11 protein-coding genes are annotated in these 12,176 nt (G+C 73.6%); 9 read left to right on the top strand and 2 right to left on the bottom strand.

What is annotated here, in order from left to right; all coding sequences use genetic code 11:
- Positions 1-21: 21 nt before the first annotated feature.
- The 8 genes from ACK4I0_RS01380 (at position 22) to ACK4I0_RS01345 (ending at position 7,912) form a co-directional block, all read left to right on the top strand.
- A complete protein-coding gene (locus ACK4I0_RS01380; protein ID WP_409607239.1) occupies positions 22-1,290 on the top strand; it encodes a sugar MFS transporter in 1,269 nt (422 codons plus the stop codon).
- Positions 1,291-1,442: 152 nt separating this feature from the next.
- Positions 1,443-2,594 (top strand): glycosyltransferase family 4 protein, encoded by a 1,152-nt coding sequence (locus ACK4I0_RS01375; RefSeq protein WP_409607237.1) that lies wholly within the window; start codon positions 1,443-1,445, stop codon positions 2,592-2,594.
- A complete protein-coding gene (locus ACK4I0_RS01370) occupies positions 2,591-3,568 on the top strand; it encodes a glycosyltransferase (protein WP_409607235.1) in 978 nt (325 codons plus the stop codon). Before ACK4I0_RS01375 ends, ACK4I0_RS01370 begins: the two co-directional genes overlap by 4 nt.
- Positions 3,565-4,686, top strand: coding sequence for a glycosyltransferase (locus tag ACK4I0_RS01365; RefSeq protein ID WP_409607233.1), 1,122 nt, complete (start codon positions 3,565-3,567; stop codon positions 4,684-4,686). Before ACK4I0_RS01370 ends, ACK4I0_RS01365 begins: the two co-directional genes overlap by 4 nt.
- Positions 4,683-5,816, top strand: coding sequence for an acyl-CoA dehydrogenase (locus ACK4I0_RS01360; protein ID WP_409607231.1), 1,134 nt, complete (start codon positions 4,683-4,685; stop codon positions 5,814-5,816). The genes ACK4I0_RS01365 and ACK4I0_RS01360 overlap by 4 nt, the downstream gene beginning before the upstream one ends.
- Positions 5,813-6,505, top strand: coding sequence for a PIG-L deacetylase family protein (locus tag ACK4I0_RS01355; RefSeq protein WP_409607229.1), 693 nt, complete (start codon positions 5,813-5,815; stop codon positions 6,503-6,505). The genes ACK4I0_RS01360 and ACK4I0_RS01355 overlap by 4 nt, the downstream gene beginning before the upstream one ends.
- A complete protein-coding gene (locus ACK4I0_RS01350; protein ID WP_409607227.1) occupies positions 6,495-7,076 on the top strand; it encodes an SAM-dependent methyltransferase in 582 nt (193 codons plus the stop codon). The genes ACK4I0_RS01355 and ACK4I0_RS01350 overlap by 11 nt, the downstream gene beginning before the upstream one ends.
- On the top strand, positions 7,073-7,912 hold the full coding sequence (locus ACK4I0_RS01345) for a glycosyltransferase family 2 protein (RefSeq protein ID WP_409607225.1): 840 nt from the start codon (positions 7,073-7,075) through the stop codon (positions 7,910-7,912). Before ACK4I0_RS01350 ends, ACK4I0_RS01345 begins: the two co-directional genes overlap by 4 nt.
- Positions 7,913-7,943: 31 nt before the next feature.
- Here ACK4I0_RS01345 and ACK4I0_RS01340 read toward each other — a convergent pair whose 3' ends face one another.
- On the bottom strand, positions 7,944-8,678 hold the full coding sequence (locus ACK4I0_RS01340; RefSeq protein ID WP_409607223.1) for a hypothetical protein: 735 nt from the start codon (positions 8,676-8,678) through the stop codon (positions 7,944-7,946).
- Between the two features lie 460 nt (positions 8,679-9,138).
- Here ACK4I0_RS01340 and ACK4I0_RS01335 point away from each other — a divergent pair, with 460 nt between their 5' ends.
- Entirely contained in the window at positions 9,139-10,032 is an 894-nt protein-coding gene (locus ACK4I0_RS01335) for an SDR family oxidoreductase (RefSeq protein WP_409607221.1), read from the top strand.
- 49 nt (positions 10,033-10,081) lie between these two features.
- Here the strand turns inward: ACK4I0_RS01335 and ACK4I0_RS01330 are convergent, their stop codons facing one another.
- On the bottom strand, positions 10,082-11,857 hold the full coding sequence (locus tag ACK4I0_RS01330) for a glycoside hydrolase family 15 protein (RefSeq protein ID WP_409607219.1): 1,776 nt from the start codon (positions 11,855-11,857) through the stop codon (positions 10,082-10,084).
- Between the last annotated feature and the right edge of the window lie 319 nt (positions 11,858-12,176).

Raw genomic sequence — 12,176 nt, 5'->3', positions numbered from 1 at the left:
CCTTCTTCAGGACGAGTTCGCATGGACACCGCAGCAACCGCACCGCGTCAGGGGACGCGACTGGCCTTCGCCTATGTGACCAGTCTCTTCTTCGCCTGGGGCTTCGTCACCTCCCTGATCGACCCGCTGATCCAGGCAGTGCAGCGGGTGTTCGACCTGACCACCGCCGAGGCCATGCTGACGGCGTCGGCCTGGTTCATCGCCTATGGCGTGGCCTCCCTCCCCGCCGGCTGGGTGCTGTCGCGCCTCGGCTACAGCCGCGCCATCCTGGCGGCCCTGGGGGCCATGATCGCCGGCTGCATCCTGGTGCCGCTGGCCACCATCGTCGATCTCTATCCCCTGGTGCTGGCCTCCCTCTTCGTCATCGCCTGCGGGGTGACCCTCCTGCAGGTCGCGGCCAATCCGCTGTCCACGGCGCTCGGCGCGCCCCAGACCGCGCACCTGCGGCTGACCTTCTCCCAGGCCTTCAACTCGCTGGGCGCCACCCTGGGCCCGGTGATCGGCTCGACCATCCTCCTGACCGGCGGCGTCTTCGCCGCGGACGCCATCGTCACCCCCGCGACGCGCGGCGAATCCCTGCGGTCGATCGACCTCGCCTTCCTGGCGGTCGGCGCCTTCTTCGCCCTCGTCGCCATCTTCATCTGGACGGCGCGCAAGCGGATCGAGGCTTCGGTCGCCGGCCGCGCGCGCGGCCCGGTAGTCTCGCCCTTCACCGCCTTCCGGTCGCGCTGGGCGGTGTTCGGCGCCCTGGCGATCTTCTTCTATGTCGGGGCGGAGGTGACGATCGGGGCCCTGCTGATCCCCTTCATCAGTTCCGCCGACGGCCTGGGCCTCCCCGCCCACGAGGCCGGTCATATGGTGGGCTGGTACTACTGGGGCGCGGCCATGGTGGGCCGCTTCGTCGGTTCGGCCCTGCTGACCCGCGTTAGGGCCTCCGTCCTCCTGTCGGTCTGCACCCTCGCGGCGGCCTGTCTGGCGTTCGTGGTCACCCAGTCGGACGGACCCACGGCGGCCTACGCCGCCCTGGCGATCGGCTTCTTCAACTCCATCATGTTCCCGACCATCTTCAGCCTGACCCTGGAGCGCTCCAGCGCCTCCCCGGCCGCCACCTCCGGCCTGCTGGTGTTCGGCATCATCGGCGGCGCCATCCTCCCGCCGCTCGCGGGCCTGGTGGCCGACACCTACGGCGCGGTCACGCCGGCCTTCTTCGTGCCCTTCGTCGGTTATCTCATCCTGGTGGTCTTCGCCGTCGCCTGCGTCCGCACGGCCGGGAGACGGCTTGCGGTCTAAACCCCGCGCCTCGACAGCGGCGAACGGCGTCGAAACGACATCGGCCCCTGGGCGCTCGGCCGCCCAGGGTCGGATATCCGACATAGGAACGCCTTGACGCCCGGGGGCTTACGAGTCCGCCGGCCTGCCCGGACCACGGGGAGGACCGCGTCGTGCGGATAGGCGTCATCGCGCATCTGAAGCATCCGATCGCGGAGCCGTTCGCCGGCGGCCTGGAAAGCCACACCCACCTCCTCGCCCGCAGGCTCAGGGACCGGGGTCACGACGTCGTGCTCTACGCCTCCACACGCTCCGACCCCGCCCTCGGTCTGGAGGCCATCTGCGACGAGACCGCCCTGGCCGACGTCGGCCTGGCCGAGGCCGGCGACGTGGCCTTCTTCACCGAACACCACGCCTATCTGGATCTCATGCGGCGCCTCAGCGGGGGCGGCTTCGATGTGGTCCACAACAACGCCCTCCACTACCTCCCCGTCGCCATGGCCGGCGCCCTGCCGTGTCCCATGGTGACCACCCTGCATACGCCGCCCTTCTGCTGGCTGGAGAGCGGGGTGCGCGCCAATGTCGGCCTGCGGTCCCGTTTCGTCGCCGTGTCGCAGGCGGTCGCCCGGGCCTGGAGCCCGATCACGCCCGTGGACCGGGTCATCCTGAACGGAATCGACCTGGCGCGCTTCCCCTTCAGCCCCGAGCCCGATCCCGCCCCCTATCTGATCTGGTACGGCCGGATCGTGCCGGAGAAGGGGCTGCATCACGCCATCGACGCCGCCGCGCGCCTGGGCCTTCCGCTGAGGATCGCGGGCCCGGTCTCCGACGACGCCTATTTCTCGACCCTGATCGCGCCCCGGCTCGGCGGCCCGGTCCAGTGGCTCGGCCACCTCGACCAGACGGCCCTGGCCCGCGAGATCGCGGGCGCCCGGGCCTTTCTCTGCACCCCCTGCTGGGAGGAGCCCTATGGGCTGGTGGTGGCCGAGGCCCTGGCCTGCGGCACGCCCGTGGCCGCCTTCGACCGCGGCGCCATGAGCGAAATCCTCGACGACCGCTGCGGCCGCCTGGCCGCCCCGGACGACGTCGACGCCCTCGCCCGCGCCGCCCGCCAGGTCCTGGACCTCTCCCGCCAGGCCTGCCGCCGCCGGGCGCTGGAGCACTGCGGCGTCGACGCCGCCATCGACGCCTATGAGGCCTGCTATGGCGCGGAGGTCGCCCGCTGGCCGGACCGCCGGGCGGCCGCAGAGCGCGCGCCGGCGGTTCGCGCCGCCGCGCCGGGCCTCCGGTCGGCCGAGCGCCCGTCCGAACGGGCGGTCGCGTGACCGCGACGCCAGGGTCCAGGCCCGATCCAGTCGCCAGCCGCTGGATCGTCTGCGTGCCGGCGCGCAACGAGGCGAAGCGCCTCGGCGCCCTTCTCCAAGCCCTCGCCGCCCAGGACGTCCCCGGCCCCGTCCCCGTAGTGGTCGCGCTGAACAACACTGCGGACCCTTCCCGATCCGTCGTCGAGGCGGCCGCGGCGCGGTTCGGCCGGCTCCGCGTCACCGTCGACGAGGTCTGCTTCCCGCCGGCCCTGGCCCATGCCGGCTTGGCGCGGCGCCGCGCCCTGCAGCTGGGCGCCCTCCGGCTCGACGGCCGGGCCGACGGCGTCCTCATCAGCACCGACGCCGACACCCGGCCGCCGCCGGACTGGATCTCCGCCAATCTCCGGGCCATCGACGCCGGGGCGGATCTGGTGGGCGGCCGGCTGGCGCTGGACGAGGCCGAGCCCCTGTCGCCCGCGGCGGCGCGCCTCCGCGGCTTCTGGGACGCCTACTGGGCGAAGGTCCGCCGGATCGAGGACGCCTACGATCCCTGCCCGCACGACCCCGCGCCGCGTCACGGCGACCATACCGGCGCCAGCCTGGCGATCCGCCTGTCCCTCCACGAGGCGGTGGGCGGCGTCCCGCCGCTTCCCGCCGGGGAGGATGTGGCCTTCGTCCGCGCAGCCCAGGCCCTGGGCGCCCGGCTGCGCCATCCCGAGGCCGTCTGGACCCGCGTCTCGCCGCGGCGCGTGGGCCGGGCCGAGGGCGGCATGGCCGAGTGGATGGCCGGCCTCGAGCGCCAGGCCGAGGGCGGCGCGCCGCTCCGGGCGCCGGATCTGGCCCACTGGCGGGCGCGCGTCCTGTGGCGGCGCGCCTTCCGGGCCCTGCACGGCGAGGCCGCGCGGATCGAGGCCGAGGCGGCGCTCGCCCCCCTGCCGATGGATCTGGTCCTCGCGCCCGTCGGTCCGCAGTCCGTCGAGAGGGCGGCCGCGTGACCGGCGTCATCGGCTACTATGTCCACCACCAGGGCGAGGGGCATTACCGGCGCGCACAGAGGCTGGCGCGCGCCCTGCCGGACCGCATCGTCCTGCTGGGCGCCGGACTGGCCGCCCGCCGGCCCGACACCCCCTTCGTCGACCTGCCGGACGACAGGCTGGACGGCGACCGCCTCGCGGGCCGGCGATCGGATTACGGCAGACCCGAGGCCGGGGCCTTCGACGGGGCGGACGGGGCGGCGCGCCGTCCGAGCGCGGTCCACTATGCTCCGCTGCACCACGTCGGCGTGCGACGCCGGAACGCCCTGGTCACGGACTGGATCGACCGCGTGCGCCCCGACCTCTTCATCAGCGACGTCTCTGTCGAGATGGCGCTGCTCGCCCGCCTGTCCGCCACGCCCACGGCCTGCGTCCGCCTGAACGGCGACCGAAGCGATCCGGCCCACGCCCAGGCCTTCGCTTGGGCCCTGGCGACGATCGCCCCCTTCCATCCCGACCTGGAGGACGCCTCGACGCCCGCCTCTGTCCGCGCCGAGACCCTCTATATGCCAGGACTCGCGCCACGCCCGGCCGCCGCGCCGGTCGATCCGCGCCGCATCGTCGTGGTGTTCGGCGGCGGCGGCGGCCGCGCCGATGTCCGGGCCCTGGCCGAGGCGGCCCGGGCCACGCCGGACTGGACCTGGAGCGTGCTCGGCCCGACCGCGGGCGTGTCCCGCGACCTCCCGCCCAATCTGCAGCTGGAGGGCTGGGTCACGGATGCGGAGACGCGCATCGCCTCCGCCGCCCTGGTCGTCGGCTCGGCCGGCGACGGCGTGGTCGAGGCCGTTCTCGCCGCCGGCCGCCCCTTCGTCTGCCTGCCGCAGGCGCGGCCCTATGGCGAACAGGAGAGCAAGGCCGAACGGCTGGAGGCGGCCGGCGCGGCCCTCCGCCTGGACGCCTGGCCGGCCGGCGCGGCCTGGCCCGGCCTCATCGACCGCGCCCTGGCGCTGGACCCGTCGGTCGCGGCGCGGCTGCATCCCTCGGACGGGCTGACGCAGGCTGTCCGGGCGCTCGAGAGCCTGGCCGCCCGCGCCGCACCCCCGCCCATAACCCGCCCAGCGACGGCACCGTCGACATGACGCCCGCAGCCTTCGCACCGGCCGCCGCTCCGTCGGAGCCGCCCCCCGCCGCGCGGGTCGCCGCCCTGGCGGACCGGCTCCAGGCGCTCGCGGCGCAGCACGACGCCGAGCCGTCCTTCCCCGCGCCGGCTCTGGACCTCTTGAAGACCGCAGACCTCCATCGAACCTTTGCGCCGCGCGAGAGCGGCGGGCAGGTCTTCGCGAGCGTGGAGGACCGGGCGCTGGCCCTCATGGATGGGCTCAGGGCCGTGGGCCGCGTCGATCTCAGCCTGGGCCGCCTCTACGAGGGCCACGTCAATGCGCTGCAGCTCTTCGACTGGTACGGCCGGCCCGCCCAGAAGGCCTGGCTGGGAGAACGCCTCCAGGCGGGCGCCCTGTTCGGCGTCTGGGCCACCGAGCCCCCGCCCGGGGTGCGGATCGAGGACCGGAACGATGGCCCCGTCCTGTCGGGCCGCAAGAGCTTCGCCACAGGCGCGGGCGGACTGGACTACGCGCTTGTCACCGCCCAGGACCCGGCGACCGAGCGCCGGCTGGTCATCGCCCGGGCCGACGCCGCGGACCGCGCCGACCTGTCCGGCTGGACGGTGCGCGGCATGCGGGCCACCGGCAGCGGCCTCTACGACCTGTCCGGCCTGCCGGCCGGGCCCGAGGACTGTCTCGGCCGGCCGGGCGACTATGACCGCGATCCGAGATTCACGGCCGGGGCCTGGCGGTTCACGGCCGTCCAGCTGGGCGGCGTCGAGGGACTTCTAGTCCATCTGCGCGACGGCCTGTCGCCGGCGGCCCGTGCCGATCCCCTGCAGCGCGCCCGCTTCGCCGATGCGGTCGCCGCGGTCCGGTCCGCGGGCTTCTGGGTGCGACGCGCCGCCCTCGCCCATGCGCGGGACGCCGAGGAGGCCGTGCCGATCGCCAGGATGACGCGCGGGGTCGTCGAACGCGCCGGCCTGGAGCTGATGGAGACCGCGGCGCGCGGCCTGGGCACGCGCAGCGCCTTCGACGGACAGCCGGCCGACCGCATGATCCGCGACCTGAGCCTGTATCTGCGGCAGGCCCAGCCGGACCAGGCCCGGGACGAGGCGGCCCGGGCCTGGCTCGAACGCGACCCCTTCGTCGAGGACCCCCTGTGGTGACGCCCCTCCCCCTGGAGCACAGCCCCTGGCGAGCCAGCCGCTGGCTGGTGCTCGCCCCCCACCCGGACGACGAGACCCTGGGGGCCGGCGGCCTGATCGCCCATCTGGCCGGGCTCGGCCGGCCGGCCCAGGTCGTCTTCCTCACCGACGGCGCCGGCTCCCACGCCTGCGACGCACCGGCCCGGGCGGCCCGCCTGGCCGCCCTGCGGCGGTCCGAGGCCCGGCGGGCGCTGTCGCGGCTCGGCGCGGGCGCGGGTCCGCCCCCGGTCTTTCTCGACTGGCCCGACGCCCGCCCTCACAATCCGGGAAGCCCGGCCTGGAGCCGCGCCCGCCGCCGTCTCGCCGCCCTGTGCCGCCTGAGGGGCGTCGACGCCCTGGCGGTGACGGCGGCCGACGACCCGCACTGCGACCATGCGGCCGCCGCCGCCCTGGCCCGGTCGGCCGCCCGTCGCAGCCGCCCGCCGGGCAGGCTGTTCGGCGATGTGGTCTGGGGCCGCACGCCCCCTGCGGGCGCCCGGCTCTGCGTCTCCGTGCCCCAGGGCGCCCCGGGGCGCCTGGCCCATGCCCTGTCGGCCCACCGCAGCCAGCTGACGCCGCTGGCCGGACCCGGCTTCCGGCTGCAGACGCCGCCCAGCTTCGGGCGCGCGCGTCTGCGCCTCTATACGGACCGGCCCGGCCATGCCCTCTGAACACAGCCTCAAGGCGGACTATTTCGAGGGGATGTTCCGCAACGACCCCGATCCCTGGGCCCTCTCCTCCAGCCCCTATGAGGCCGCCAAACACGCCGCCACGGTCGAGGCCCTGGGCGGCCGCCGATATCGCCGGGGCCTCGAGGTGGGGTGCGCCGGGGGCGCCCTGACCCGGCGTCTGGCGCCGGGCTGCGACCACCTGACCGCCCTGGACATCAGCGAGACGGCGGCGGCCCGGGCGCGCGACCGCACGGCGGACCTGACCCAGGTGGAGGTCCGCCGGATGACCTTTCCCGCCGAAACCCCCTCCGGCCTCTTCGATCTCGTCGTCCTGTCCGAGGTCGCCTACTACTGGAGCGACGCCGATCTGGAGCGCGCCGCCGCCTGGCTCCGGACGGCTGTCGAGCCCGACGGCGATCTGCTCCTCGTCCACTGGACCGGCAAAACCGACTATCCGCAGTCCGGCGACGCGGCCGTCGCGAAACTCTGGACGGCCCTGTCCGCCGACTTCCTCCGCCTTCGGGAAGAGACGACGACGGCCTATCGGCTGGACCTGTGGAGACGTCGATGACCGGCCTGTCCGTCCTCACCCTCGTGAAGAACCGCGAGGCCCATCTGCAGCAGCTGGTCGAGGGCCTGCGCCGGTCGCGGCGGCCGCCCGACGAACTCGTCGTCGTGGACATGAGCGACACGCCGGTCGAGATCGGCCCGACCGCCTGGCCGGTGCGGGTGATCCGCCTGGAGACGGACGGACTGCCGCTGGCGGCGGCCCGCAATCAGGCCGCGCGCCACGCCCGGGGCGACACCCTGATCTTCCTCGACGTGGACTGCATCCCCGGCGCCGAGGTCCTGGACGCCCTGGCCCAGGCCGTCGCCGACACCCGGGCCCTGGTCTGCGCGGAGGTCCTCTATCTGGGCCCGGACGACGCCCGCGGCGCCTGGACGGAGGTGGAGCTGATGCGCCGCGCCGCGCCCCACCCCGTCCGGCCCTTCCCGGCCTCCGGCCTCATCGCCGAACCCAATCCCGGCCTGTTCTGGTCGCTGGCCTTCGGCGTCACCGCCGCCGGCTTCAAGGCCCTGGGCGGGTTCGACGAGGGCTACACCGGCTACGGGGCGGAAGACACCGACTTCGGCTTCAAGGCGCACGCGAACGGCACGCCGCTGGTCCTGATGGGCGGCGCGCCGGTCTTCCACCAGCATCACGACGTCTACGATCCGCCCCTGCAGCATTTCGACGCCCTGGTGCGCAACGCGCGCCTGTTCCACGCCAAATGGGGCGTCTGGCCCATGGAAGGCTGGCTCGACGCCCTGGCCGCCCGGGGTCTCGTCGACTGGTCGCCCGACCGGCTCACGGTCGCGCGCCCGCCGACCCCGGCCGAGATCCAGGCCGCCCGCGTCACGGGCTGACCGGCGATGCGGTCCGGTCGGTCTGCCGCGACTAGCGACCGTCAGGGACCAGCAACAGGCCGTAGTCCGATGTCGAAAGCAGCAGGCCGCCGTCTCCCGTCTTCTCCACCAGGGGATCGGCGTGCAGAAGCCGCAGCGCCTGCGACGGGCCCGGCAGCAAGGGCGCGTCGGCCTCATCGCTCACGCCCGCGCATCCCAGCGGTCCAGACGCCGGCGTCGGACCCCCGGTCTTCACCAGCCGCCCCTCGGACGCATGGCGAAAGCGCAGGCCCAGTTCCGGACAGGCGCTGAAATGGAGGCGATCCCCGGCGATGATCAACCGGCCCGGGATTTCCGACAGGCCCACGCCGGCGACGCCGCCCTCCGGCAGATAGCGGGTGACCTCCATCATGCGCCAGGCGCCGTCGAGTTCGGCAGGGCTCGGCAGATGGGCCAGCCGCCGCACCGCCGGCCGCTCCAGCACCAGTTCGGCGCCGCCTGCGCGCAGCCGCAGCCGATCCGCGCCCAGGGTCTCGACCGTCGGCGACTGTTCGAAGAAGTCGAAGAAGCGGACCTCTCGCGGACCGTGCTCCGGGCCACACCCGATCGCCGTCTGGATGCGGCTGTTGTTCCCCCCCAGCACGAACCGCCCGTCGCGCACCGTCCCGGGCCGACCCGAGGCGTTGCATTCCAGCTGCAGGCTCACGCCCTCGGGCCCGAAGTCCGCATAGGCGGCGCGTCGGGTTCCGGACAGTCGCCCCGGCCGGTATCCCTCGAAGCTGACCACGTCCCACTGACCCGCGACCGATCTGGCGTCGGCCGGGCGGGGTGCGTGCGGCTCAGCCGACGCCGTCGATTGCCCCCTCGCGTCACGCGCCGATGAGGGCGATGCCGGCGTCGGCGTACAGGCCATCAGGCCAAGCACCGCCCCAAGGCCCAAAGCCGCCCCTCCGACGCTTGTTCGCAGAACCGTCATTCTCGTCCCATCCCCTCCAGGCGTGATCGAGCCCGCCATTCGCCCTGGATGAGATCAGGCGATCACGGCGAGATGTCGGCAGCGGCCGGAGTCGCGCCGGTCTGCGCCCCATCCGGGACGGCCTGCGGCGCCCAGCCGCCGGATGCGGTCGTGGCGCCGGCGGTCGCCGGTCCGCGCCTCGCACTCTGCAGCAATGTCGGTCGCCGCCCTTTTGGAACAGCCGCCTGCGCCCCGGGTTTTCGAGGTCCATCCCCGAACCCCTGGAGACCTCATGGCCGACCGCCTGCCGATGCAAGACCCGCGCGAGCAATATCCGAAGCCGCCCTTCCCCGAACAGCCGCAGCCGGCGCCCGGCCTGGCGGTCAAGATGGACCCCGAGCCGGACCACGGAGAAACCTCCTACACGGGCGCGGGCCGGCTGAAGGGCCGAAAGGCGCTCGTCACCGGCGGGGATTCCGGCATCGGCCGCGCGGCCGCCATCGCCTATGCGCGCGAAGGCGCCGACGTCGCCCTCTCCTATCTGCCGTCCGAAGAGAAGGACGCCCGGGAGGTGGTGGCCCTGATCGAGGCGGAGGGCCGCAAGGCGGTCGCCCTGCCCGGCGACATCACCGACGAGGCCTGGTGCCGCGAGCTCGTCTCCAGGACCGTCTCCGAGCTGGGCGGGCTCGACATCCTGGTGATCAACGCAGGCCGCCAGCAGTATCGCGACAGCATCGCCGAGGTCTCGAGCGAGGACTTCGACCAGACGATGAAGACCAACCTCTACGCCCTGCACTGGATCGCCCAGGCCGCCACGCCGCACCTCCAGCCGGGCGCCTCGGTCATCACCACGGCCTCGGTCCAGGCCTATGAGCCGTCCGCCATCCTGCTGGACTACGCCACCACCAAAGCCGGCATCGTCGCCTACACCAAGGCCCTGGCGAAACAGCTGATGGAGAAGGGCGTGCGCGCCAATGTCGTCGCGCCGGGCCCCTTCTGGACCGTGCTTCAGTCGAGCGGCGGCCAGCCGATGGACAAGGTGACCCAGTTCGGCGAGCAGAGCGCGTTCGGCCGTCCCGGCCAGCCCGTCGAGATCGCGCCCGTCTATGTCCTGCTGGCCTCCCAGGAAGGCAGCTACATCTCGGGCGAGGTCTTCGGCGTGACGGGCGGTGCCGGGATCGCCTGATGCGGAACGGGGGGCCGGCGCTCCGGCGCCGGCCCCCGCCTCCTGCGTCCTAGTCCTGGCCGGACAGGGCGACCGCGCATTCGACGAGGGCCAGGTGGGTCAGGCCCTGGGGCAGATTGCCGAGCCACTCGCCCGTGTCCGGATCGATCATCTCCGGATAGACCCCCTCCTGGTCGAGACTTTCGAGCAGGGCCGTGAAGGCGGTCCGCGCCCGGTCCGTCTGACCGAGCAGGGCCCGCGCCTCCGCGATCCAGAAGCTGCAGGCGAGGAAACACCCCTCCTCGTCCTTCGTCGCCGTCAGCCGGTGATGGAACGGCCCGGCGCCCAGGCGCGCGTCGATCGCGTCGAGCGTCCCGGCGAGCCGCTCCGGCGCGTCGAAGCCGAACCGCACGGCGAGCGCCACGGAGGCGTCGATCTCCTCGGACCCCGGCCAGGCCACATAGGCCTGGAGCGCTTCCGACCAGCATTCCTGGTCGACCCAGTCCCGGACCCGGTCGGCTTCCCGCGCCCAGCGATCGCGGCAGGTGGTGGGTATGTGGCCGCCGTCGGCCAGGGCGACCGCGCGCGTCAGCGCCTGCCAGCAGCTGATCTTGGACATGGTGTACTGCCTCGCCTCCGGCAGCTCCCAGATGCCGGCGTCCGGCCGGCGCCAGCCGTCGGCGCAGACGTCGGCCAGCCGCATCAGCACCTCCGCGGTCCGGTCGTCGAGGATGTGACCGGCCTCCACGAAGCGCCAGGCCACCTCGAACAGGTCGCCATAGACCCCATGCTGATGCTGGCTGGTCGCGGCGTTGCCGACCCGGACGGGTTTGGAGCCGCGATAGCCGGGCAGGTCGATCTCCGAGACGTCGTCGACGGTGTCGCCTTCAAGGGTGAAGAGCACGCGGCAGCCGTGCTCGGCCACCCGCGCCACCAGCCAGGTGAAAGCGGCCTTGGCCTCCGCCTGCACCCCGATCCGGAGAAAGGCCTTGATGCTGTAGCCGGCGTCGCGGATCCAGGCGAAGCGATAGTCGTAGTTCTTGTCCCCGCCGATCCGCTCCGGAAGGGAGGTGGTCGGCGCCGCGACGATCGCCCCCGTGGGCGAATAGAGCAGCAGCTTCAGCGCCAGGGCGCTGCGCAGGACGGCGTCGCGGTGCGGGCCGGCGTAGACCACGCCCTCGCTCCACGTCTTCCACTCCGCGTCGGAGACGTCGATGCGGGCGTCGATGTCCTCGATCGCCGGCCGCACGAGGGGCTCGTCGCGTCCGGCGACAACCGCCAGCACGGCGCGGTCGCCCGCCGCCACCGTCACCCGCCCCGCGATCCGGCGGTCGCTGCGGACGTCGACGACGACCGCCTCGCTGAACAGCAGCAGGCCCAGGACGGCGCCGACGTGGAACACCGTTCCGTTGGCGTTGGCGGCCAGATAGGGGCTGCGGGTCCCCGCGCGATCGCCGAAGACGACCTCGACCGCGAACTCGACCTCCCCCTCGAGCCCTTCCAGCCGGCGCGCCAGTTCGGCCCAGGGCAGACGGCCGGCGGTGCCGCTGTTCAGCGATTCCGTCAGCCGAGCCCGCCCGGTCGGGGTGACGAAGTCCGTTTCATGCACATTGCTCTCGGCTCGGTAGCGACGCTCCACCGAGAACGGACCGACGGGGGTGATGGAGAACCGCCCCCCCTGTTCGGGATTGAGGAGCCGGTCGAACAGGGGCGGCGAATCCATATTGGGAACGCACCACCAGTCGATCGATCCGTCGGCGCCGGTCAGGGCCACCGCGCGCCCGTCGCCCAGGCCGGAATAGGCGTTCAGCGGCAGGAAGCCGCCGCGTCTCTCAACTGCAGGCATTCGACATCTCGGCTGGGTCATCCTCGCCCGCCGGCCGGCGCAACAGGAGCCCGCCGCCGGGCGGGCGTCCTCAAACGCACGACGCCGCATCGCGTTCGCCTCCCCGACGACGAGGCCGGACCTGGCCGGGCCCTGGGGGGCACGAGCCCCGCAGGCCAAACGGCGATCTCTCTGCAATGCGGCCGACCGGCTGCCGGGCCCGCTTGCGTCCCGAAACCCCGACGCTGAAGCGGCGTTGTCTCCATCCGCCGGAGACGCCCCATGATCCTTCGCCCGCCCCTGTGCCACCCCGGCCCTGCGCCGCGCCTTCCCGGCGCGA

Origin of the sequence: Brevundimonas sp. (assembly GCF_046295775.1) — a bacterium.
Taxonomy (GTDB): Bacteria; Pseudomonadota; Alphaproteobacteria; order Caulobacterales; family Caulobacteraceae; genus Brevundimonas.
Note: the sequence above shows the minus strand (reverse complement) of the source record. Positions and strands in the feature narration are given on the sequence as shown.

What these genes read in the sequence shown, in the direction of transcription:
- ACK4I0_RS01380 (WP_409607239.1), top strand. Translation starts at nt 22, where the DNA reads ATGGACACCGCAGCAACCGCACCGCGTCAGGGGACGCGACTGGCCTTC.
- ACK4I0_RS01360 (WP_409607231.1), top strand. Translation starts at nt 4,683, where the DNA reads ATGACGCCCGCAGCCTTCGCACCGGCCGCCGCTCCGTCGGAGCCGCCC.
- ACK4I0_RS01350 (WP_409607227.1), top strand. Translation starts at nt 6,495, where the DNA reads ATGCCCTCTGAACACAGCCTCAAGGCGGACTATTTCGAGGGGATGTTC.
- ACK4I0_RS01345 (WP_409607225.1), top strand. Translation starts at nt 7,073, where the DNA reads ATGACCGGCCTGTCCGTCCTCACCCTCGTGAAGAACCGCGAGGCCCAT.
- ACK4I0_RS01335 (WP_409607221.1), top strand. Translation starts at nt 9,139, where the DNA reads ATGGCCGACCGCCTGCCGATGCAAGACCCGCGCGAGCAATATCCGAAG.
- ACK4I0_RS01330 (WP_409607219.1), bottom strand. Translation starts at nt 11,857, where the DNA reads ATGCCTGCAGTTGAGAGACGCGGCGGCTTCCTGCCGCTGAACGCCTAT.